Source organism: Franconibacter pulveris (assembly GCF_056780215.1).
The window spans coordinates 2,429,124-2,451,827 of record NZ_CM165555.1; the positions used below are offsets into that span (position 1 = coordinate 2,429,124).

General features: G+C 59.8%; 21 protein-coding genes. 6 read left to right on the plus strand and 15 right to left on the minus strand.

What is annotated here, in order from left to right; translation table 11 throughout:
* The first annotated feature begins 124 nt into the window (after window positions 1–124).
* Window positions 125–2,248 (plus strand): TonB-dependent receptor PqqU, encoded by a 2,124-nt coding sequence (pqqU, locus tag ACU4F7_RS11490; protein WP_481636934.1) that lies wholly within the window; start codon window positions 125–127, stop codon window positions 2,246–2,248.
* A 50-nt stretch (window positions 2,249–2,298) separates the two neighbouring features.
* On the opposite strand, the gene ACU4F7_RS11495 is transcribed toward pqqU, so the two are convergent.
* A complete protein-coding gene (locus tag ACU4F7_RS11495; protein ID WP_481636935.1) occupies window positions 2,299–3,201 on the minus strand; it encodes a LysR family transcriptional regulator in 903 nt (300 codons plus the stop codon).
* A gap of 117 nt (window positions 3,202–3,318) precedes the next feature.
* Here ACU4F7_RS11495 and ACU4F7_RS11500 point away from each other — a divergent pair, with 117 nt between their 5' ends.
* On the plus strand, window positions 3,319–3,840 hold the full coding sequence (locus ACU4F7_RS11500) for an SRPBCC family protein (protein ID WP_481636936.1): 522 nt from the start codon (window positions 3,319–3,321) through the stop codon (window positions 3,838–3,840).
* A gap of 61 nt (window positions 3,841–3,901) precedes the next feature.
* Here ACU4F7_RS11500 and ACU4F7_RS11505 read toward each other — a convergent pair whose 3' ends face one another.
* From ACU4F7_RS11505 to ACU4F7_RS11515, 3 genes are all read right to left on the minus strand, one after another.
* A complete protein-coding gene (locus ACU4F7_RS11505) occupies window positions 3,902–4,735 on the minus strand; it encodes a shikimate dehydrogenase family protein (protein ID WP_481636937.1) in 834 nt (277 codons plus the stop codon).
* A gap of 41 nt (window positions 4,736–4,776) precedes the next feature.
* Window positions 4,777–6,087 carry an MFS transporter gene (locus tag ACU4F7_RS11510; protein ID WP_029591689.1) on the minus strand — a complete coding sequence of 437 codons (1,311 nt, stop codon included), beginning with the start codon at window positions 6,085–6,087 and terminating at the stop codon, window positions 4,777–4,779.
* Window positions 6,088–6,180: 93 nt separating this feature from the next.
* Window positions 6,181–8,037: a bifunctional sugar phosphate isomerase/epimerase/4-hydroxyphenylpyruvate dioxygenase family protein gene (locus ACU4F7_RS11515; protein WP_481636938.1), complete on the minus strand. Its 1,857-nt coding sequence runs from the start codon at window positions 8,035–8,037 to the stop codon at window positions 6,181–6,183.
* A 250-nt stretch (window positions 8,038–8,287) separates the two neighbouring features.
* Between ACU4F7_RS11515 and ACU4F7_RS11520 the strand changes: the two genes are divergently transcribed.
* Complete coding sequence (locus ACU4F7_RS11520) at window positions 8,288–9,889, plus strand: alpha-amylase family protein (protein ID WP_481636939.1); 1,602 nt, start codon at window positions 8,288–8,290, stop codon at window positions 9,887–9,889.
* 1 nt (window position 9,890) lies between these two features.
* Here ACU4F7_RS11520 and ACU4F7_RS11525 read toward each other — a convergent pair whose 3' ends face one another.
* The 4 genes from ACU4F7_RS11525 to ACU4F7_RS11540 form a co-directional block, all read right to left on the minus strand.
* Window positions 9,891–10,880, minus strand: a complete 990-nt coding sequence (locus ACU4F7_RS11525; protein ID WP_481636940.1) for an SDR family oxidoreductase — start codon at window positions 10,878–10,880, stop codon at window positions 9,891–9,893.
* Between the two features lie 137 nt (window positions 10,881–11,017).
* The gene (locus tag ACU4F7_RS11530; protein WP_481636941.1) at window positions 11,018–12,961 is read right to left on the minus strand and encodes a methyl-accepting chemotaxis protein; all 1,944 of its coding nucleotides are present in this window, start codon (window positions 12,959–12,961) and stop codon (window positions 11,018–11,020) included.
* Window positions 12,962–13,169: 208 nt separating this feature from the next.
* Window positions 13,170–13,355 (minus strand): hypothetical protein, encoded by a 186-nt coding sequence (locus tag ACU4F7_RS11535; RefSeq protein ID WP_029591684.1) that lies wholly within the window; start codon window positions 13,353–13,355, stop codon window positions 13,170–13,172.
* A gap of 109 nt (window positions 13,356–13,464) precedes the next feature.
* Window positions 13,465–14,124, minus strand: coding sequence for a GntR family transcriptional regulator (locus ACU4F7_RS11540; RefSeq protein WP_481636942.1), 660 nt, complete (start codon window positions 14,122–14,124; stop codon window positions 13,465–13,467).
* 728 nt (window positions 14,125–14,852) lie between these two features.
* Here ACU4F7_RS11540 and ACU4F7_RS11545 point away from each other — a divergent pair.
* A complete protein-coding gene (locus tag ACU4F7_RS11545) occupies window positions 14,853–16,190 on the plus strand; it encodes a M20/M25/M40 family metallo-hydrolase (RefSeq protein ID WP_029591682.1) in 1,338 nt (445 codons plus the stop codon).
* Between the two features lie 47 nt (window positions 16,191–16,237).
* On the opposite strand, the gene ACU4F7_RS11550 is transcribed toward ACU4F7_RS11545, so the two are convergent.
* Together ACU4F7_RS11550 and ACU4F7_RS11555 are read right to left on the minus strand one after the other, a co-directional pair.
* On the minus strand, window positions 16,238–17,272 hold the full coding sequence (locus tag ACU4F7_RS11550) for an NADP-dependent oxidoreductase (protein WP_029591681.1): 1,035 nt from the start codon (window positions 17,270–17,272) through the stop codon (window positions 16,238–16,240).
* Window positions 17,273–17,316: 44 nt separating this feature from the next.
* A complete protein-coding gene (locus tag ACU4F7_RS11555) occupies window positions 17,317–17,892 on the minus strand; it encodes a helix-turn-helix domain-containing protein (protein ID WP_029591680.1) in 576 nt (191 codons plus the stop codon).
* Window positions 17,893–17,930: 38 nt separating this feature from the next.
* On the opposite strand from ACU4F7_RS11555, the gene ACU4F7_RS11560 reads away from it, so the two are divergent.
* Window positions 17,931–18,449 (plus strand): GNAT family N-acetyltransferase, encoded by a 519-nt coding sequence (locus tag ACU4F7_RS11560; RefSeq protein WP_247365292.1) that lies wholly within the window; start codon window positions 17,931–17,933, stop codon window positions 18,447–18,449.
* Window positions 18,446–18,895 carry a DMT family transporter gene (locus ACU4F7_RS11565; protein WP_029591678.1) on the plus strand — a complete coding sequence of 150 codons (450 nt, stop codon included), beginning with the start codon at window positions 18,446–18,448 and terminating at the stop codon, window positions 18,893–18,895. The genes ACU4F7_RS11560 and ACU4F7_RS11565 overlap by 4 nt, the downstream gene beginning before the upstream one ends.
* 51 nt (window positions 18,896–18,946) lie before the next feature.
* Here ACU4F7_RS11565 and ACU4F7_RS11570 read toward each other — a convergent pair whose 3' ends face one another.
* The 5 genes from ACU4F7_RS11570 to ACU4F7_RS11590 form a co-directional block, all read right to left on the minus strand.
* The gene (locus tag ACU4F7_RS11570) at window positions 18,947–19,162 is read right to left on the minus strand and encodes a hypothetical protein (RefSeq protein ID WP_481636943.1); all 216 of its coding nucleotides are present in this window, start codon (window positions 19,160–19,162) and stop codon (window positions 18,947–18,949) included.
* Entirely contained in the window at window positions 19,128–19,670 is a 543-nt protein-coding gene (locus ACU4F7_RS11575) for a hypothetical protein (RefSeq protein WP_481636944.1), read from the minus strand. Before ACU4F7_RS11575 ends, ACU4F7_RS11570 begins: the two co-directional genes overlap by 35 nt.
* 184 nt (window positions 19,671–19,854) lie before the next feature.
* Entirely contained in the window at window positions 19,855–20,730 is an 876-nt protein-coding gene (locus ACU4F7_RS11580) for an NAD(P)-dependent oxidoreductase (RefSeq protein ID WP_029591675.1), read from the minus strand.
* 10 nt (window positions 20,731–20,740) lie between these two features.
* Window positions 20,741–20,986, minus strand: coding sequence for a DUF2526 family protein (locus ACU4F7_RS11585; RefSeq protein WP_029591674.1), 246 nt, complete (start codon window positions 20,984–20,986; stop codon window positions 20,741–20,743).
* A gap of 45 nt (window positions 20,987–21,031) precedes the next feature.
* Window positions 21,032–22,630, minus strand: coding sequence for an ABC transporter substrate-binding protein (locus tag ACU4F7_RS11590; protein ID WP_481636945.1), 1,599 nt, complete (start codon window positions 22,628–22,630; stop codon window positions 21,032–21,034).
* Between the last annotated feature and the right edge of the window lie 74 nt (window positions 22,631–22,704).

The window sequence follows — 22,704 nt, forward strand, 5'->3', positions numbered from 1 at the left end:
TTGCTGAATGCGCATAACTGTTAACGATATGTGCCGTTTGGCTTTTCAAAAATTTACATAAAGTTTAACATAGCAACGTATGTTCCATCTGGTTCGTCCCTGAACCCCTAACCCGGTTTGTTGAATGAAAATCTCCCGTGCCGCGAAAGCGCCTCTGTGGCTGCTGCCCGCCGTTTTCTCACCCTGCTTTATCGCCAGCGCCTCCGCGGCCGATGAACAGACGATGGTTGTTACCGCCGCCCCCGGCGCCGTTTCCGAGCTGGACACGCCAGCGGCGGTGAGCGTGGTTTCTGGCGAAGACCTGCGTCACGCCGCGCCGCGCGTCAACCTGTCGGAAAATCTCGGCAGCGTGCCGGGCCTGCAAATCCAGAACCGTCAAAACTACGCGCAGGATTTACAGCTGTCGATGCGCGGGTTTGGCTCCCGCTCCACCTATGGCGTGCGCGGCATCCGCATGTATGTTGACGGCATTCCGGCTACCATGCCGGACGGCCAGGGTTATACCTCTAACTTCGATTTAAACAGCATCGACAGCGTGGAAGTGCTGCGCGGCCCCTTCTCCGCGCTGTATGGCAACGCCTCCGGCGGCGTGATTGACGTGAAAACCGAAACCGGCAGCCAGCCGCCGAAAATCGAAGCGGGCACCTGGTACGGCAGCTACGGCAGCGTGCGCTACGGCCTGAAAGCCACGGGAGCGACGGGCGATGGCACCCAGGCGGGGGATGTGGATTACTCGGTTTCCACCACCCGTTTCACCACGCATGGCTACCGCGACCACAGCGGCGCGCGTAAAAACCTCGCTAACGCGAAGCTTGGCGTGCGCCTGGACGACGCCAGCAAGCTGACGCTGATTTTCAACAGCGTCGATATCAAGGCCAACGATCCGGGCGGGCTGACTCGCGACGAGTGGAAAGAGAACCCGCGCCAGTCGCCGCGCGGCGATCAGTACAACACGCGTAAGAGCACCAAACAGACCCAGGCGGGCCTGCGCTACGATCGCGCGCTGAGCGAAAATGATGACATCAGCGTGATGGCTTACGCCGGCGAACGTGAAACCGTGCAGTATCAGTCTATTCCGCGGGCGCCGCAGCTGAACCCGACGCACCCTGGCGGCGTTATCGACCTCACCCGTCATTACCAGGGGATCGACAGCCGCTGGACGCACCGCGGCGACCTGGGCGACGTGCCTTTCAGCTTCACCACCGGGCTTAACTACGAAAACCTCATCGAGAAGCGTAAAGGCTACGAGAACTTCTCTATGGTGAACGGCGCGCCGGTTTATGGCGAAAAAGGCAGCCTGCGCCGCGACGAGCGCAACCTGATGTGGAACGTCGACCCGTATCTGCAAACCAGCTGGCAGCTCACCGACAAGCTGAGCCTGGATGCGGGCGTGCGTTACAGCAACATCTGGTTCGACTCTAACGATAATTACGTTACCGCCCGCAACGGCGACGACAGCGGCGAAGCGAACTACCATAAGTGGCTGCCGGCAGGCTCGCTGAAATATGCCCTCACCGACGCGTGGAACGTCTACGTTTCCGCCGGTCGCGGTTTCGAAACGCCGACCATTAACGAGCTCTCCTACCGGGCGGGCGGCATCAACGGTCTGAACCTGGATCTGAAGCCTTCCACCAGCGACACCGTGGAGATCGGCAGCAAAACCCGCATCGGCAACGGCCTGCTGACCGCCGCGCTGTTCCAGACCGATACCGACAATGAGATTGTGACCGACACCAGCAGCGGCGGGCGCACCACCTACAAGAACGCCGGGAAAACCCGTCGTCAGGGCGTGGAGCTGGGGCTGGATCAGCAGTTTGGCGACGCGTGGAAGCTGAAAGCGGCGTGGACCTATCTCAACGCCACCTACCGCACCGACGTGTGCAACGGCGACGTTGACTGTAACGGCAACCGCATGCCGGGCATTGCGCGCAATATGGTTTACGCCTCCATGGGCTACGAGCCGGAAACCGGCTGGTACGCGGGCGGCGACGTGCGCTACATGAGCAGCATCATGGCCGATGACGAGAACACCGCTAAAGCCCCTTCCTACACCACCGTTGGCCTGAATACCGGCTACAAGGTGAAGCAAGGCAACTGGATGCTGGACGTGTTTGGTCGCGTGGACAACCTGTTTGACCGCGATTACGTCGGCTCTGTTATCGTGAACGAAGGCAACGGCCGTTACTACGAACCCGCTCCGGGCCGTAACTACGGCGTAGGCGCGGCAGTGACCTACAGCTTCGAATAACCCCCGAAAACCCTCAGAGGCGGTACGGCGCTTGCGCCTGCCGCCTCGCTTTATTCTCCTTCCCCACACACCTCAAACAGCACTTCCCGCAGCCAGCGGTGCGCGGGGTGATGATGCGTGCGTTCATGCCAGGCGGCGACTTTCGTGAAGCCGGGAATGGCAAGCGGCGGCGCGAAGGTCAGCAGGTTGTCCTCTTCACGCAGCAGCCGACGCGGCACCACCGCCAGCAGGTCGGTCTCTTTAAGTAACGAAACCAGAAACAAGAAGCTGTCTACCGACAGGCTCACCCGCCGCGTTAACCCTTTCTCCGCCAGCGCCCGGTCGGTCGCGCCGTTGAATGGATCGCCAAAATAAGAGACCAGCGCCTGGTCGAGTTCGCAGAAGCGCTCAAGGCTCAGTTTCTCGCCCGCCGCCGGGTGTTGGGCGCGTATCGCGCAGACATACTCTTCGTCGTAAAGCCTGCGGGCGTGCAGCGCTTGCGGTGCGGTCTGGGTGGTAACAATAGCAAGGTCGATTTCCCCTTTCTCCAGCAGCTGGCGCACGTTCGTTTCGTCTATCTGCCGCACCGCCAGGCGCATGGCGGGCGCCCGCTTGCGCAGCTCGCGGGTGAAAGGCTCGACGATGGCGCGCAGCGCGTAGTCGGTGGCGGCGAGCGTGACGGTGAGCGTGGAGGTGCCTGGGTCGAAATCCTCCGGCTGAAGCAGCGCCTGGATGTCATGCAGGATGCGCTTCACCGGCTGCGCCAGCTCCAGCGCCCGGGCGGTGGGGATAACGCCGCGCTGGGAGCGGACAAACAGCGGGTCGTTAAAGCTTTCGCGAAGACGGGTGAGCATGGCGCTTACCGCAGGCTGCGTCAGCGCCAGCCGGTCCGCCGCGCGGGTGACGTTCCGCTCATCCAGCAGCGCATCCAGCGTCCTGAGCAGGTTAAGATCGAGATGATGAAGGTCGCGCATCGCTCGCCCCTTTTTAAGAAATAAACTCAGGTTATACCTGATATTAAAATTGACGATTGGTTTTATATCACAGCGATTTTTAAGATGCGCTCCTCTAACGCACATGAGGAAGCGACCATGAACAGCATTATCTGGCCGGAAAAATATACCCCGGGCACCACCGACAATTTTGTTTCCAACGAAGTGATTGTGGCGAATCTTCACGCCAGCGAGGTCTGGACGTATCTGGTTGATACCCGCTGGTGGCCGGGTTATTACGAGAACGTGTCAGACATCCATTTTTACGACGCGACCGGCCCGCGGCTTGCAGCCAACAGCCGCTTTCGCTTCACCACGTTCCGCTTTCCGGTAGAGGCGCAGGTTGTTGAATTTGTACCGCCCGCAGAGGGCCAGCCCGCCCGTCTTGCCTGGCGCGGTTGGGTGGAAGGCGATGAAGATAAGGCGCTCGACGTGCTGCACGCCTGGCTGATTGAAGATTTACCCGGCGCACGCGTCCGCATCCTTACCCAGGAGAGCCAGACAGGCAAACCGGCGCAACAGCTTGCGGCCGCCACGCCAAACCCGATGCTGAACGCCCATCAGGCGTGGCTGGACGGCCTTGCGAAGACCGCGCTTGCGCAAAAGGCTTACCAGGAATAAAAAAGCGCGGCGGGGGTTTGCTGGGTCGATAAGCGAAGCGCCCCCATTTTTTACGCAACCGCTAGTAGCGAATCTCCGCCGTCTGGCGCAGCTCCTCGGCGGTTGCCACAGGCAAACCGAAAAACGCCAGGTAAGCGGGGATCATCTCAAACAGCATGTCCACGCCCTGCTGGATGACGCAGCCGCGCTCGCGGGCGGCCTGTAAAAACGGCGTCACGGCGCTTTTCATCACCACCTCGCCGACAAAACAGCCAGGGCTGAGGCGCGAGACATCCAGCGGCAGCGGGTCGCCCGGCTGCATGCCGAGCGGCGTGGCGTTAACCACGATGTCGTGCTCCTGCGGGTCGCGCTCGCCAACCGTCACCTCAAGCGCCGGATAACGCTGTCGCAAGCGCTGCGCCAGCGCCTCGCCGTTCTCCTGGCGGGTATCGAACAGCGTCAGCGCCGCCACCCCCGCCGCCGCCAGCGAGGCGCTAATCGCGCAGCCCACGCCGCCGCTGCCCACCACCAGCGCGCGCTTGCCTTGCGCCGGCTGGCCTTTTTGCAGCATGCCGCGCACAAAGCCTTCGCCGTCAAACATGTCGCCTTCCAGCTCGCCCGCTTCATTGACGCGCACGGCGTTGCAGGCGCCCGCTATCTGCGCCGTCGGGCTAAGGCGGTCCACCAGTGCGGTGGTGGCGACTTTGTGCGGCATGGTGATAAGCGCGCCGATCACATTGGTGGTGCGAAACAGCGAACGCAGCAGGTCCGGATAGGCTTCAGGCTTAACGCCCATCGGCATCACGTTGATGTCCAGACCGTTCGCCGCAAACCAGGGGTTGTAAATCATCGGCGCTTTAAAGCTCTCGGTAGGAAAGCCCAGGTGCGCTATCAGGCGGGTGTGTCCACTAATCATAAGTATCCTTACGCGGCAGCGCAGCGCGCCGCCGCACTGCGTTAGTCCAGCTCGATGCGTTTCACATCGCCAAGAATAAAGAGGTAGGAGACGACGCCCAGCAGCGCCGCGCCGCCGACATAAATCAGCGCATAGAAGAAATTGCCGGTGCCGGCGACAATAAAACCAATCACCAGCGGCGTGACGACCGACGCCATGTTGGTGCAGAAGTTGAACAGGCCGCCCGTCAGCCCGGCGAGGTTTTTCGGCGCCATATCGGAAACCAGCGTCCAGCCCAGCCCTACCATCCCCTGGCCGAAAAAGGCCAGCGACATAATGGCGATAACGCCCGTATCCGTCGGCATCCAGTTTGCCAGAATGATGGTGCTGGCGAGCAGCAGCCCGGTAACGATGGGCAGCTTGCGCGCTACGTTGGCGGAGCCGGTCGCTTTAAGCAGCTTGTCGGAGATAAACCCGCCCGCCAGTACGCCTACCGCGGCGGAAAGAAACGGCATGATGGCGAAGAAACCCACTTTCAACCACGGCAGTTGCCGCTCGGTGGCGAGGTAGGTAGGAAACCAGGTAAGGAAGAAGACCAGCGTGGTGTTGCCGGCGAACTGGCCGATGCCCGCGCCTATCATCTGGCGGCACTTCAGCAGCTTGCCGACGTTGCTCCAGTTGAAATGCATTTTCGGCTCGGACCCGGTTTCGCCGCGCCCGCCGATATACTCAAGCTCCGCCTGGTTGGCGCTGCGGGAGTTTTCCGGCTCGTGGTATCTCACCCACCACACCCCGGCGAAGAGAATGCCCACCACGCCGGTGACGATAAACAGCGCCCGCCAGCCGAAGCTCTCCATTATCCAGAACAACAGCGGCGCGAAAGCCGCCAGACCAACGTACTCCCCCACCGTGTAAACCGCCGTGGCGCGGGCGCGCTCATGCTGCGGGAACCATTTTCCCACCACCCGGCTGTTGACCGGAAAACAGGGCGCTTCGCTGATACCCAGCCCCAGGCGGCAGAGCAGCAGCGTTTTCAGGCCGAGGGTCATGCCGTGCAGCAGCGTGAACACAGACCAGAAGACCAGCGAAAGCGCATAGGTAATTTTGTTGCCGAAGCGGTCGAGAAACATGCCGCCCGGAATTTGCATCACCGCATAGGTCCAGGCGAAGGCGGAAAAGACAATGCCCATGGTGGCGGCGTTGATGCCGAGGTCGCGGCTCACTTCCGGCGCGGCGATGCCAAGCACGGTGCGGTCGAGATAGTTAATCATCGTCCCCACCGCCAGCAGGGCGAGGATCCCAAGCCGGGTGCGGGTGCGCTTCACGCTCGCCGCCTGCGGGGCGGCGATATCGCCCGGTTGCAAGGTTGTCATGTTGTTATCCTTTTTATGCAGGTTACAGAGTTATTGTTATGCGATGTTCTGTTTCTCGCCCGCCCTGAACCTTCTGGTCCACGGCGGGTTATGCTACTGATGTGTTTGCATGGCGGCAAGCCGAACGGCGGCATTGCTTGCGCCGTATTGCTGGTAATCTCCTTTACGCTCCACTATCTCAAAGAAAAAGCGCCCCTCGCGAAACGGCGGCGTGTAGATATGCAAAAACGCGTTGCCGCCATCGTCGCGCTCGTAAAGCGCCTGCAGCGCAGGCAGCGTCGCCAGCAGCCCGCCGCTCTCGCCGTAGCGCGCCAGCAGGTCGTCGTAATAGTTGGCCGGCACCGGGAGCGGCTGCATACCCTGCGCTTCCAGCCGCGTCACGGTAGTCAGCAGATCGTTCGCGGCGAACGCGACGTGCTGAAGCCCGCTGCCCTGATAACTCGCCACCGAGCGGGCAATCTGCGTATCGCGGCTCTGGGACATATTGAGCGGCAGCCGGATCGTGCGGCACGGGCTGTGCAGCACCTGGCTGCGCACCAGCCCATACGGGTCCGGCAGGCTGTACTCGCTGTCGAGCTCAAAACCGAACACCGAGCGAAAGAACATCACCCAGTTATCGCGGCTGCCTTCCGGCAGGCCGAGCGCCAGATGGTCGACACCGGTGAAATCTTTATTCGGCGTCGGTTGCAGATGAAAATCGGCGCGCCAGCCCTCTTCGCCCGCCGATTCAATCAAGTAGATAAGGCTGCCGTCGGGGGCGCAAATAGCGGGCAGCTCGCGCTCGTCCGGCCCGTGCGCCTCCTGCCAGAGCGGATAGCCATAATCCTGCGCCCGCTTAAGCAGTTGCGCCGCGCCCTTCACCCGCCAGGCCTGTGCGCAAAGCGACACGCCGTGGCGCTGGTAGAAGTTATCCGCCCAGCTGTGGGGCTGGTGGTTGATAATGACGTTGGCCCCGCCGTTGCGCCACAGCTCAACCTTTTTCGAGCGATGCTCGCCCGCCTGCGCAAAACCGAGCGGGCGCAACGCCGCGCCAAGGGCGCAAGCATCGTCATCGCTTGCGGCGAATTCGATAAACTCCACGCCGTCGTAGCGGGCGAGCGGCGCTGAGGAAAAGAGCGGCGCATCGCTCTGCGGCAGACGCTTGCGGGTCTGCTCCTCAAGCCAGAGCAGCGAGCGGTAGCCGTCTTTGGCCGTGGGCGCGGTGGGAAACGCGCGAAAGCCGTCGTTGAAAATCTCCAGCGACCAGGGGCCGCGGTAGCCTTTGGCGGTGAGGTCGCGGGCGAACTCCGCCAGCGGCAGCTCGCCCTGGCCCGGGAAGCAGCGGAAATGGCGGCTCCACTCCAGCACGTCCATTTTCATCAGCGGCGCGTCGGCAAGCTGCAGAAAGGTGATTTTCTCAACCGGAATATCTTCCATGGCGCCGAGCCGGTCGCCGCGCGCAAGGATATGGAAACTGTCGAGCACGATGCCGAGCGCCGGGCTGTCTACCGCCTTCACCCGCGCCCAGGCGTCGCGAAAACGGTTTACGTGTGTGCCCCAGGCCAGCGCTTCGTAGCCCACTTCTATTGCAAACTGCTGCGCCAGCGCGGCGATCTCCGCGAGATCGCTGACCTGCAAATCAAAGCTCGACGAGGTGTGCGGCGACACGTTGCTGCACAGCAGCATTTTGTCGCAGCCCAGCTGCTGCATCAGGTCGAACTTGCGGCGCGCGCGCTCCAGGTTGGCGGCGAATTGCTGGCGCGACATGCCTTCGAAATCGCGAAACGGCTGGAACAGCGTGATGGCAAGCCCCAGGTCGGCGCACATCTGGCGCACCTCGGCGGGCGAGCCGGGGTAATAAAGGAGGTCGTTTTCAAAAATCTCCACGCCGTCGAACCCGGCGGCGGCAATGGCGTTAAGTTTCTCCGGCAGCGTACCGGAGACAGAAACGGTCGCAATTGAACGTTGCATGTTGATCTCTCACAGCGTCAGGGTGAGATTCAGAATTGTATCAAATGGTACATTGTGCAAATAGAAAGTTAAATAAATGTGATTTAATGTGCCGTTTTTCTGTACAGATCTGTGTCCACATGGTGTACAGCTCACGAAATCGCGGCGAAAACGGCCGTAAAGAAAGTTCAGTCGCTCCCCCTCTTCCCTGCCTGGTTCACAGCACCGCCTATACTGAAACCTTCCCTCTTTTATTGTGAAGGAGCCGCTTATGGGGCGCGTCTGGCACCAGAACGCAGTGATATATCAGATAGATCCCAGCCGCTTTTATGACAGCAACGGCGACGGCTGGGGCGATATTCGCGGCATTATCCAGAAGCTTGATTACATTGCCTCGCTCGGCGTCACGGCGCTGTGGCTCACGCCTTTTTATGTCTCGCCCCGGCGGGATAACGGCTACGACGTAGAAGACCATCTCTCCATCGAGCCGCGCCTTGGCGAGCCGGAGGATATCGACTGGCTGCTGGCCGAAGCGCGCAAGCGGGATATGCGGGTGATTATCGAACTGGTGGCGCAGCACACCTCTGACACCCACTACTGGTTTCAGGAAGCGCGTAAAAACGAAAGCGGCCCCTATCGGGACTACTACCTGTGGTCGAAAAACGGCGGTCCGGATGAGCCCAAACCGATGTTTCCCACCGTGGAGCCGCATATCTGGCACTGGGACGACGAGGCGCAAAGCCATTACCGTCATCTCTTTTATCACCACGAGCCGGACCTTAACCTCGCCAATCCGCACGTGCTGCATGAGGTTGACCGCATTCTCGAACATTGGGTGGAAAAAGGCGTGGCGGGTTTTCGCATCGATGCCGCATCGCACATGGTGGAACAGGCGGGCAGCGGCGATAAAGAAAAGGGCTACCGTTTTTTCAACCACGTCCACGACCTGCTGGAACGTCACCGTCCGGAGCTGATGCTGCTGGGTGAGGTGGACGTTAACGTTGACGAGTTCACCCACTATTTCGGCGACGGCGACCGTCTTACCACCCTGCTTAATTTCTGGATCAACAAAAATATCTTTCTGGCGCTGGCGCGGGAAAACGCGCAGCCGCTGGTCGCCGCGCTCAACGAGCTGCCGCTGCCGCCGGAGCATGGCGGCTACTGCTTCTGGCTGCGCAACCATGACGAACTGGACATGGAAGATCTTAGCGAAGAAGATTTTAACTTCGTCATGGATAAATATGCTCCCGACGAGAATATGCGCATTTACGGGCGTGGCATCCGCCGCCGTCTGGCGCCGATGCTTGAAGGCGACGAGCGCCACCAGGCGCTGGCCCACGCCCTGCTCTTTGCGCTGCCCGGCACGCCTGCTGTTCGCTATGGCGCGGAGACAGGCATGGGGGATAACCTGAACCAGCCGGAGCGCGAATCGGTGCGCTCGCCGATGCAGTGGAGCGCGGCGCCCGGCGCCGGCTTTTCCACCGCCCGTCCCGAGAACCTCGTCTCGCCGCTCATTACGGACGGGCCGTTTGGATATCAGAGAATCAACGTAGAGGAGCAGCTGGCGCGGGAAGACTCGCTGCTGCATCGCATCCGCCGCATTGCTGAAACCTGGCGCACGCTGCCGGAAGTCTGTTACCACCATTATCACCCCTTCACCGTGCCGCAGCAGAGCGTTTTCGCCGCGCGCTATCAGGGCGATGGCTACGCCACGCTGATGTTCGCCAACCTGAGCGCTGAGCCGGTTGTCGTAGAGCTGGGGGAGGTAAATCTGCAAGAGGCGGTGGAAATCCTGGCGGACGAGGAATATCCGCCAGTTTCCCGTGAACTGGCGCTAAACGGCCACGGCTACCGCTGGCTGCGCCTGCGCTAAGTTAACGGCGGCGGCAAAGCCCGCGCAGCACCAGCCCGACTACCGCCACCGCCGCCACGCCCATTATCCGTGAATCTACCGATATCGCTTTTGCGCGGGCCTGGCGGTCGAACCGTCCATGGGCCTGGTGCCCGTTCTCCAGCGGGCGGAACAGATAATCGTCACGCATTGCCGGTTCTATCTCATCCGTAAGCTGCCCCTGCCAGGCTTTTTTCGCCAGCATACGGTCCAGCAGGCCGGGGAAAAACATATTGCCGACAATGGACATGATAGTGCTTTTGCCAAGCCAGACTTCGCGGGGCATAAGCCGCGCCACGGCGGCGTTATAAATCGCTCTTGCCGCCACTTCCGGCTGATAGACCGGCGCCACGGGCTGCATCCGGTGATGAAATTTATTACGCGCCCAGTTGAACTGGGTGGTGTTAACCGCCGGCAACTGCACCATGGTTAGCCGCACGCCGCTCTTTTGATGCAGCAACTCGCAGCGCAGTGAATCGGTGAAGGCGCGCACCGCCGCTTTCGCGCCGCAGTAGGCGGATTGCAGCGGAATAGAGCGCAGCGCCAGCGCGGAGCCGACCTGCACAATGGTGCCGCTGTTGCGCTCCTGCATGTAGCGCAGCGCCGCGCGCGTGCCGTTGACGGTGCCCAGATAGGTCACTTCGGTTACGCGGCGATACTCATCGGCGCTCATCTCTTCCACCGGCGCCAGCACCGTGGTCATCGCGCAGTTTATCCAGACCGCGATGGGGCCAAGCTCCTCTTCCACGCGCTGGGCCGCGTTGCTTATCTGTTGTGGGTCGGCCACGTCGGCGCTGACGCCGAGCGCCCTGCCGCCGTGGCGCTCAAGCTCCTTTACCGTATCCGCAATACCCTGTTCTCCCCGGGCAATGACCGCGACGTCATAGCCTGAAGCCGCAAAATAGTCTGCCGTCGCGCGTCCGACGCCTGAACTTCCGCCGGTCACGACAGCGACAAAGGCGTTTTTTGTCATGTCGTTATCCTGATTTATTGAAGGTAACAAAAGCTTAGTACAGGAGGGGACGTCGCGCCCCGGACAACCGCGACGCCGCGAGCGGAAAAAACAGAAAAAAACGCCCGGCGAACCGGGCGTTTTTAGTGGCGGGCAGATCAGAAGGTCGTCCAGCCCTCATCCAGCGTAGCGGCGCGTTTCGCCGCAGGCTGCGGGGCCGTCGGGCGGCTTTGCGGCGCTGGCGCGCGCGCAGGCCTGGCCGCCGCGTCGTTTTCCGCCAGACGGAATGTCGCCACCCGTTGCGCCAGCAGGCTCGCCTGCTCTTCCAGCGCCTGGGCAGAAGTGGACGAGGCCATCACCAGTTGCGCATTCTGCTGGGTAGTGGCGTCCAGTTCGCTCACGGCGCGGGAGATCTGCTCAATGCCGCGGCTCTGCTCTTCGGAGGCGGAAGAGATTTCGCCCATAATGTCGTTCACCCGGGTGACGGAACTCACCACCTTCTCGATGGTTTCGCCCGCGCGGGCGGCGCGTTCGCTGCCGGTTTTGATGCGATTGACCGATTCATCAATCAGCACGGCGATGTCTTTCGCCGCCTGCGAGCTGCGGCTCGCAAGGCTTCTGACTTCGCTCGCCACCACCGCGAAACCGCGCCCCTGCTCGCCGGCACGCGCCGCTTCCACCGCGGCGTTAAGCGCCAGGATGTTGGTCTGGAAGGCGATGCTGTTAATCACCGCGGTGATATCCGCAATTTTCTGCGAGCTGGCGGAGATGTCGCCCATGGTTTTCACCACATCGCGCACCACGTCGCCGCCCTGGCTCGCGGTTTGCGACGCCTCTGCGGCGATTTTACTGGCGTGGCGGGCGTTGTCGGCGTTGTTTTTCACCGTGGCGGTCAGTTGCTCCATGCTGGCGGCGGTCTGCACTACCGCTGCCGCCTGCTGCTCGGTGCGCGAAGAGAGATCGCTGTTGCCGGTGGCGATATCGCTGGCGGCGCTGGAAACGAGGGAGACGCTCTGGCGCACATCGCCGATGATAGCCCGCAGGCGGGCGTTCATACCGCCCATCGCCTGGGTAAGCTGACCCAGCTCGTCTTTGCGATCGGTTTTAATGTCTGAGCTCAGATCGCCGCTGGCGATGCGCTCCGCCAGCGCCAGGTTATGCGTCAGCGGACGGGTTATCTGACGGATAATGTAAACCGCCACCAGCAGGCCAAACAGGATAGCCAGCGCGCCGATGATAATGGCGGTCGTGGAAGAGTTATACGCCAGTTCGTCGTTCTGGGCTTTCACCTGGGCGATAATTTGCTTGATGGCCGCGCTGCTCTGGTCGCCTGCGGTTTTCACCGTGTCTTCCGCCGCTTTCAGCTGGCTCCAGCCTTCATAGTAACGCGTGCTGAGATCGCGATAGCGCGTGGTGTCGCTCCATAAGGCCTGGAACGGCGCCTGCAGCGACGGGTCCAGCTCGCTCATCAGGGTGTTAAGCTGCGTTTGCGCCGCATTGTAGCTCTGCTCCAGCCCCTGGCGCGCGGCTTCATTGCCGCCGAGGCGCAGCGCCAGGGCGTGGTCGCGCACGCTGCTGATAGCAAACAGCAGATCATAAATTTTAAAGGACTGCGCCGGGTCGGCGACCGGCGTGCGGATAAGCTGACCGAAGCGCTCAGCCTCTTCTTTCGAGGTCATCTCATCCAGCGACGCCCGCACGTCGTTCAGCGCATCCGTCGCTTTCGCCATCGCAACAATGCTGCTGTCGAACGCCGCCAGCGCGCGGTCGATGTCGTTGATGATTGTTTTTTCATCCGCAGCCCAGGAGAGCGCCTGCGCGCCTGCGGTCAGCTCGCGGGCGTGCTGAACATAGTTCGCCATGGTCTGGCGGGCTTTATCGTCGCCGCTGTAGAAGTATTTCAGGCGATTAATTTTGGCCTGAAAGATTTCAATGTTGATTTCATAAACCAGGTTGGTTTTTTGATAGACGTCGCGGATCGCCATGAAGCGAACCACGCTCAGCGCCGTGGCTAACGCCACCAGCAGCAGCACCAGGCCGAAACCCAGCGACAGCTTGCGCGCGATGCGGATATTTCGTAATCGGGATACCAGACCAGCCATCCTGCCTCTCCTTGTTATTGTGCGGACGCTTTTTAGCGCCTGGAAAGGTTATCGGTTGCGTGGCCGGATTATTGAGTATCTTTCGTGCAAAGCGGTGAAAAAAAGGCCTTTCGCCCGAAAGCGTCGTCAGACGCCGTCGGAGAAAGGCCCTTTTGCCGCCGCGCACAGTTCGTTCCAGTAGCGCAGCCGGATCCCGCGTCGCAACGCGCTATCGATTGCGATACCAGACCGGATCGATATTGCCGAAATCAATGCCATAGAGATGCCCTGTGGGAATAAAAGATTCGAGCATACGGGTGCTGTCGTTACTGCTGCGAGGCAGCAGCAACGCCCGGGCGGCGCGGCGTATGCGCCGGGTCAGCCTGCGCGAGGTCTGTGCGGATAATAAAGCCATCGCCTCCTCCTGTTTCTGATGTGTTGACAACCAGTAAAGCGTCGGGGAGGCGCAAAGGGAAACAATCATTTCAACAGTCGTTAGCGAAAAATTGGCTAACCGCGGAGCGTCAGGCGAAATATTGCTTTTTGAGAATATAGGTGGCGTCGTCGATAGCGTAATGGATCGCCTGCACGCTGCGCTCGGTATCGCCCTCCTCCAGCGCCGCCAGCAGGTCATCGTAGTCGTGATGCTTTTTCACATAGTCAGGCGACTGGGGGTAGAGAAAATTAAAGCAGGGGCCGATGCGCACCCAGAGTTGTTCTATCAGGTCCAGCAGCGTAGGCATCTCCGCGCAGGCGTAAAGCTGAAAACGAAACAGGTGGTTAGTATGCAGCGCCTCTTCTACGTTGCCCGCCAGTTTCGCGGCGTGAAAGCGCTGGTACACTTCCCGCAGCGACGCCAGCTGGCCGCGCGAAAGACGCGGAATAGCCGCTTCCACCGCCATACTTTCCAGGTTCTTGCGGATCTGGCTTATCTCTTCGTAACGCTCAAGGCTCATTTCCGGCACCATAAACGCCTGCGCCGGCGTGGCGTTAAGCGCGCCGCAGGAGACCAGACGCAACAGCGCTTCGCGCACGGGCGTAATGCTGGTGCCGAGCTGGTCGGCAATCTCTTTGGTCACCAGGCGCGCTCCAGGACGCAAGCTGCCGACGATCAGCGCGTTTTTAAGTTTAACTTCAACCTGCATGGTGAGACTCATGCGTTGCGCTTTTTCCAGATCAAGCATGTTTATTTCCTATCTTCAATTTTTCTTAGTATTAGCAGGCTTAACCGTCTTATTTGCCATATAACAAGCACGATCTATCCTGGTGAGACATACTGCTGTAGCGACGCCGGATTGCATAGCATAACCTTTAAAAATAACCACTTGTAACAGGTGCAGGCCGCAAACACAGGGTGATGTTTCTTCGCTTTTTGCCTTTACCGTTGCCGCCGGGTTTACTTATCCGCTGCTAATGTATGCTGTCGGTCCGGCATACTGCGTACTCCGCTCCGCGCGCGATAAGCCGCCTGGCGCGTCTCATTCGGTCGCCTTATTGCCATTTCGCACGAATTCCTGTCCGGCTTATGTCGTTACGCCAGTTTATGTAAGTAAAGTCGTTGTTACAGAATTTGCACGAAAACCTGTAATCTCCGGTGTTTATCAGAAAAGACCTTATTTCAGACGCAGCGAAAAATAGGAAACTTTCGCCGCGTTAGCGACGGCGAACGGCGGCTGTCCGAGGCGAACAGGCGGTTTCAGATGAAATGAAATTTGACCCTCCGTCCCGGTGGCAATACCTTTACACCCTTACGCGGCGCGCGAACGGACGCGATTAAACAGGCCACAGGAGATGACAGCCACAGCAGAACTGCCGTTTTACGCGGGCGTAGGTTAGCCCGCTGGCGTTGCTGATCGCCGCGATCAGCACGTTTATATGTGAACCATTTTGTACTGAAACCGAGGATCCGTTTATGACCGGCCTGCCCCATCCTACCCTTGACCTGACGCTTGAACTGCTGGAGAGCCTGACGCCGTGGCGCAGCGTAGCGAGCGAGCCCGCCCGCCAACGCGATGTGGCCGCCTGGCTTGAGCAATGGCTGGTGGATGAGGTGGAGGCGCGCGTCGTGTTGCCGGTTGCAGACCAGCCGCTAACCTCACCGCCGCTGGTGCACGTCCGTATTGACGCAGGCGCGGCGGTGACCGTGGTGCTCTACAACCGTTACGACGTGGCGCCCGCCGCGCCCGAAGGCTGGGAGGTGGATCCTTTTCTGGGCGGCGTGCGTCACTGGCCGCAATGGGGCGACGTGTTTATCGCCCGCGGCGCGCAAAAGCATAAAGGGCCGCTGGCTGGCATGTTAATGACCGTGCGCGAACTCTGGCAAAACGGGCTGTTGCATGTGAACCTGGAGATTGTGCTGGAAGGCGAGCAGGCCTGCGGCAGCGCTACGCTGCGCCGCTATCTTGCGCAAGCTTCCTGCCCCATCCCGCCCGCCGAAGCGGTGCTTTTCCCCTCTTTTTGCGAGCAGGAAGACGGCGCTCCGCGGGTTTATCTCGGCTTTACCGGCATGACGCAGGGCGCGGTACGGGTTAAGGGTGGCGACTGGGGCGGCCCGCGCTCGGCGATTGACGCAAGCCACGCCGCCTGGGTCGCCAGCCCCGCCTGGCGGCTTGTTGAGGCGTTGAACGCCATCGCGCCGGCGCAGGCCAACGGCGTGCTGGAAACGCGCCCGCTGGATGTGGAAGCGGCTGAATGGCTCGATGAACTGGCGCAGCAGTTTAACCCTGACGCGCACCTGGGCGAGAACGCGCGCCTCGCGCTGAACGCCAGCGCTTATGAAGCGTTGGCGCACCTGCTTGGCAGCGCGGTGCTGACGATAAGCGAACTGAAAACCACCCCTGGCGGGCAGGGCGTTATCGCGCCTGAAGCCTGTGCGGCGTTTACGCTGCGCACGCCGCCGGGCAGCGACCCGCAAGCCTTACTGGCGCGTTTGCGCGAGCGGCTGATGCTGCCGGACCTTGTCGGCGCAGAGCTTCATTGCGGCGAAAGCTATCCGGGTATGCGCTTTAGCGCGGAGGAACCGGGGGTGATGGAGCTGCTGATGAGCTACCAACAGCAGCAGGCGCGGGCGCAGATCTGGCCCTGGTCGCCGGAGTGCGCGCCTGCCAGCGCCTTCGCGCCTGTCGCTCCGGCGTTTGTGATGGGCGGTCTCGGCAGCGGCGGCAACGCCTGCGGCGTAAATGAATTTATTACCCTAAAAGGGCTGGCGCGTTTTCAACGCTCGCTGCGCGACTGGCTGCTCTGCTTTTAACGGCGCCCGGGTGAGAAATCAAGGCGGCGGGAGCCGCCGCCTCCCGGTTACGCCTCTTCACCGTCAATACGGATAACCAGCTTGCCGAAGTTTTTCCCCTGCAGCAGGCCGATAAAGGCTTGCGGCGCGTTTTCAAGCCCCTCCACCACCTGCTCGCGATAGTGAATTTTGCCTTCTTTCACCCATGGTTCCATGGCGTGGCGAAACTCTTCGATACGATGGCCGTAATCCTGATTAATAATAAAGCCTTGCATGCGGATGCGTTTTTTCAGGATGGTCCCCATCAACAGCGGCAGCCGGTCAGGGCCTGGCGGTAAATCGGTGGCGTTATAGCCCGACACCAGACCGCAGACCGGGACGCGGGCTGCGGTGTTAAGCAGCGGCAGAACGGCGTCGAAGACGTTGCCGCCCACGTTTTCAAAATAAACGTCAATGCCGTTTGGGCAGGCCTGTTTTAGCTTCCTGGCAAAATCTTCGGCACGGTGGTCGATACAATCGTCAAAGCCCAGGTTTTCCACCGCATGGCGACACTTCTCTTCGCCGCCCGCAACGCCCACCACCCGACAGCCTTTCAGCTTGCCTATCTGTCCTACCGTCGCACCCACCGGACCGGTGGCGGCGGCGACCACCAGCGTTTCGCCCTGTTTCGGGTTGCCGATATCCAGCAGCCCCATGTAAGCGGTAAAGCCCGGCATGCCCAGCACGCCAAGATACCACGAGGGATTTTCCGGCTGCTTGCCAAGCGGCGTGAGCTCTTTGCCGCTGGCGATGCAGTAATCCTGCCAGCCGCCATAGCCCACCACCCAGTCGCCTTCGGAAAAGTCCGGGTGCAGCGATTTTTCTACCCGCGCGATAGTGCCGCCGACCATGACTTCATCAATCTGCACCGGCGGGGAATAAGAAGGTTCGTCGCTCATACGCCCGCGCATATACGGGTCGAGCGAAAGGTAGACGTTGCGCAGCAGCACCTGTCCTTCGCCTGGCTCGGCGATCGCGTCCTCTTCAAGACGAAAGTTTTCCGCAACCGGCGCGCCGTGGGGACGGGAAGCCAGCACCCAGCGACGGTTTTGTTGTTGACTCATAATGCTCTCCTGATGACAAGACCTGTCCCAATAGTAGAACATCCTCAGGGCGCGGCGTTGTTAAGCCGCACAACAAGGTAAACACAGGGGCTTTCGCTCTCATTGATGAAGTGGCATTCGTTAGGCGGCCCCAGCTCAAGGCAATCTCCCGTCTGCATCTGATGGCGCGCCTCGCCTTCCACAAACACCAGTTCGCCTGACTGCACCCAGATAAGCTGGCGGGCGAAGGCGTAAGCGGACGCGGGCATCGGAATGTCGCTGCCTGCGGGCAATTCCACCTGCACCAGATCAAGCGGCAGGTCGGAGCGCGGCGAGACGTGCCGGCGCAGGTAGTGGCTTTGCGGGTCCCGCCAGACGGGTTGATCGTTAAAGCGCAACAGCTTGCCTTCCTGCATTTCCGCCCGGGCAATCAGCGTTGACATGCTCAGCCCGAACGCGCCGGACAGGCGCCCCAGCAGCGTGGCGGTCGGGCTGCTGTCGCCGCGTTCGATTTTATGGATCATGGCGCGGGAAACCCCTGCCCGCTCGGCAAGCTCGCTTTGCGACCAGCCGCGCGTCTCGCGTTCCGTGCGAATGCGCTCACCAATCCGTTGACTTAATGTGTCGATGATATTATTCATAGCTGAACATTATAGTGTACGAACGCTGAGGTTCAACGATGATAATCCGCCGCGCCACTGCAGAAGACTGCGCCGCAATTGCCGATATTTTTAACTATGCGGTGGTGCATACCGCCGCTATCTGGAACGACACCACGGTCGACACGGAAAACCGTCTCGCCTGGTTTTATCAGCGCGGCAATGCCGGTTATCCGGTGCTGGTAGCGCAGGAAAACAACCTTGTGGTGGGCTACGCCTCGTTTGGCGACTGGCGCGCGTTTGATGGTTTTCGCCATACCGTCGAGCATTCCGTCTATGTTCACCCTGAACACCACGGGAAAGGGATTGGCCGGGCGCTGATGGAACACCTTATCGTCGAGGCGCGACAGATTGGCAAACATGTGATGGTGGCGGGTATCGAGTCGCAGAATGCCGCCTCCATCGCCCTGCACCATAAGCTCGGTTTTACCATTACCGCGCAGATGCCGCAGGTCGGCACTAAATTTGGCCGCTGGCTGGATCTCACGTTTATGCAACTGCAACTCGATAACCGAAGCGAGCCGGACCTGTTGCCATGAACGCCTCCTTAACCCTGCTGTTCCTTACCGCCGCAGGCATCGGGCTGGTGGTGCAAAACACGATTATGGTGCGCATCACCCAGTCCGCGTCGACCATTCTTATCGCCATGTTGCTGAACTCGCTGGTCGGCATCGTATTGTTCACCACCATTTTGCTGTTCAGAAATGGGCTGGCCGGCTTTAGCGAGCTGGTTGCGACGGTGCGCTGGTGGACGCTGATCCCGGGGCTGCTGGGGTCATTTTTTGTGTTCGCCAGCATTAGCGGCTATCAGTACGTGGGGGCGGCCACCACTATCGCGGTGCTGGTCGCAAGCCAGCTGATAGGCGGCCTGGTTTTAGATATTGTACGCAGCCACGGCCTCTCTTTTCGCACGCTCGCAGGCCCGGTGGCGGGCGCGGTCTTGTTGGTTATCGGCGCCTGGCTGGTGGCAAGACGGCAATTTTGATGCGGTGTGACTAAAAAATAAAGCCCATCCAGCATGGGCTTTACACTAACTTTATAACTTGCCGTTATTGGCCCGAAGATTAGCAGAACGCTTAACTTTCAGTTCAGAGCCTAAGTCTACGCGCCCATTTGTGACTTTCACTTCACCCGATTCGAGTTTGTTTTTTAACGCTTGCCCGGCTACTGCCTGAAGGCGTCTTCCCATTTCGAGTTTCAGACAGTCAGCCGAAGCGTTATAAGGACTTATAACTTTTTGTTGTGACGACATAACTTCTTCCTCCTATCGCCGTATCGCTCCAGGCGCACCAGCCGTCAAACCTTTGAAATAACCTGCTACGAGGATGTCCATCCAGACCGAGCAAGGCGGAATAGAGTTCTGTTAAATCTGTTTTACGTTGATTTTCGCAATCATTCGCTGCCGAAAAAACATAAGCTGCAGCGCAGGATACAGTGTAATGGTCAAAAATTATGCTTGCAACGTTAAACAAAACTCGCCCACCCATTACGCCGGTATGCTCAACGTGCTGATATCCGTAGAGTTGTTGTGTAAGCGGATCTATCCTGTCAAAAATTACGGTCCATACCCCATTCGCAGGGAAGAGGAAATCCGGGCAGGCATGATAAATATCTACCCCCTTCGTTAAAAGCTCGTGCATCGTCTTAATGTGCTCGAATCCAACCGCATAGGCTATTCCGGCGGTTTCAAAGAGTCGAAAAACAATGCCTTCGCCAAATGCTTCATTAAATGGATGCTGCCAGCTTATTGCGTTAACCACGTAACAGCCTCCTTGCCGCAGTGCCTTTTCATATTCTCTGGCCGAGGATACAGGGGGGCAGAGATGGAGCAAGCGCTTATCGGTAGTGGAGGCAACTATTCAGAATAATAAAAGAGAAACAACGTGGAGGCTTAAAATCGAAAGGGTAATTAACCGCGCCCGGCCGCAAACCGGGCGCGCAAGGTTACTGCTGTCCGCTGCGCCGCGCGCTGACGGTCGCCAGCGCCGCCCAGTCGAGCTTTTCGTCGCCGTGCGCCAGCGCATCAAGGTAATTGTCGCGCAGCACGCCGGCGATGCCCATCGGCACGTTTTTGCTTTCCGCCGCCTGCTGGGCGAGACGCACATCTTTCAGCCCAAGCTTCATGGTAAAGCCTGCCGGCGCGTAGCGATCTTCGGCGATCATCGCGCCATAATTTTTGTACGCCGGCGCGGCGAAGAGCGTGCTGGTAAGCATGCCGAGAAAATCCGCTTTGCCCACGTCATAGGCTTCAACCAGCGCGGAAGCTTCGCCCATCGCCTCGATGGCGCTCGCTATCATAAAGTTCGCCGCCAGTTTCACCGTCGCCGCCTGGGCTGGCCTGTCGCCGAAGCGCCAGGTTTTTTGCCCCAGCACGTCGAAGATCTCCTGCACGTTATCGAGCAGGGCTGCATCGCCTGCGGTCAAAATATTCAGGTTGCCCGCTGCCGCCACGTCAACGCGGCCCAGCACAGGAGCGGCGATGTAAGAGACGCCTTTTTCATGGGCGCGTCTTTCCATCTCTTCGGTGAACGCGACCGATACGGTCGCCATGTTGATCCAGATAGCGCCGCGCGCAAGGGCCGCCAGCGCGCCCTGCCCTAAAACCACCTGTTCGGTGGCGATATCGTCGGCAAGAATAGTAATAAGCACGGTCGCGGACGCGATATCCGCCGGGCTTGCCGCCACCGTCGCGCCCTGCTCCGCCAGCTTCAGCGCAGGCTCAGGCGAGCGGTTCCATACCGTCACGTCATAACCGGCGTTCAAAAGATTGCTCGCCATCGGCTGGCCCATGCCGCCGAGGCCCAGAAAAGCAATATGCATGCTCCCTCCGTTAAATTATGCTGCCGCCTTTGGTCAACGCCGCCACCCGCTCCGCCGCTTCGCGCTCGCGATCCTCTTTGTGTTGACGGCCGTGGTGAGCAATCGCGTTACGCAGCCGCTGCTGCTGTTCGTAGCGTTCTTCGCGCCCGAGCGCCGTATCTTCGCTCAGGGCAACCAGCAGTTCATTCATGTGGGCGATAACGCTCTCGCCAATCGCCGCGTCGACGCGGCTTTTTACTTCATCCAGATGGGACATGAGAACTCCTTACCCGCGCCACGGCTTCACGCCGCGGCGTGAACCTCAGTTAAGCTTCGCTTTCGAGAAATCGCTACCCATCAGGCTGACGGTGTAGCCGCTGACATTGTTGCGGGTAGCGAAGAAGGTTTTCCCGTTCGCCAACGGTATCCATGGCGCCTGCTGCCAGAAAATCTCCTGCGACTGTTGATAAAGCTTAGCGCGCGTAGCGGAGTCGCTCTCGCGTTTGGCCTGGTCAATCAGCGAGCTGTATTTTTTGTCGCACCAGCGCGCCGCGTTGGAGCCGCTCTGAATGCTGTCGCAGCTCAGCAGGACGTCGGCGAAGTTATCCGGGTCGCCGTTGTCGGACATCCAGCCATACAGCGCGGAGGCGTGTTCGCCTTTGCGCAGGCCGGAGAGGTATTCGCCCCACTCATAGCTGACGATTTTCGCCTTCACGCCCACCTTCGCCCAGTCGTTCTGGATCATCTCGGCAATACGGCGCGAGTTAGGGTTATAAGGACGCTGCACCGGCATCGACCAGAGATCGGTTTCAAATCCCTTCTCCAGCCCCGCCTGCTTCAGCAGCGCCTTCGCTTTTTCCGGGTCATAGCCGTACTCTGGCAAATCTTTATTAAAACCCATCATGTTTGGCGGAATGGGCGATTTCGCCACGCTGCCGCTGCCCATAAACACGGCGTTGATTATCGCTTTTTTATCCACCGCGTAGTTCAGCGCCTGGCGCACCAGCACGTTGTCGAACGGCTTTTTCTGCGTGTTGAACGCGAGATAGCCGACGTTCAGCGCTTCCACGCTGTGCAGCGTCAGGTTTTTGTCCGCTTTGATTTGCGCAAACTGCACCGGGCTTGGCGCCGGGATTATCTGGCACTCGTTGGTTTTAAGTTTGGCGAGGCGGGTCTCCACGCTCGGGGTAATAGAGAAAATCAGGTGCTTGGTCGGTACGTCGCCATCCCAGTAGTTAGGGTTAGCGATGTAGCGGATCAGGGAGTCCGCTTTGTACTGCTGCAGCGCGTAAGGCCCGGTGCCGATGGGCCAGTTATCCACGTTTTCCGGCGTGCCCTTTTTCAGCATCGCGTCGGCATATTCGGCTGAAAGAATCGAGGCGAAATCCATGCCCCAGTCCGCCAGGAATGGGGCGTTCGGCTCGCTCAGGGTGAACTGCACGTGGTAATCGTCGAGCTTTTTCACGTCGGTGATGAGTTTATCGAGCCCCACGTCGTTGAAATACTCATAGTTGCCCTGCGAAACGTTGTGATACGGATGCTTCGGATCTTTCTGGCGCATCACGGAGAAAATCACGTCGTCGGCGTTAAAGTCGCGCGTCGGCTTAAAGTATTTATTGCTGTTGAACTTCACCCCCTGGCGCAGGGTAAAGGTCCAGACTTTACCGTCGTCGCTCACTTTCCATTCGGTCGCGAGCGAAGGCACCGGGGTGTTGGTTTTCGGGTCGAATGTCACCAGGCGGTTATAAAGCACCTGCGAGCTCGCCACGAAAGTCGGGCCGGAGCTGGCTATCTGCGGGTTGAAGGATTCCGGCGACGCTTCGGAGCAGTAGATAATCGTGTCGCTGGAGGCCGCCTGCGCGGCGGTCGGCAGCAGCGCCGCCCCGAGCAGCAGCCCGAGCAGCGTCTTAGTGGTCGTCATCTTTGCCATAAAAACACCAATTATTATTAAGGTAAATATTATGAATGGTAATCACAACACACGCTTATGCCACT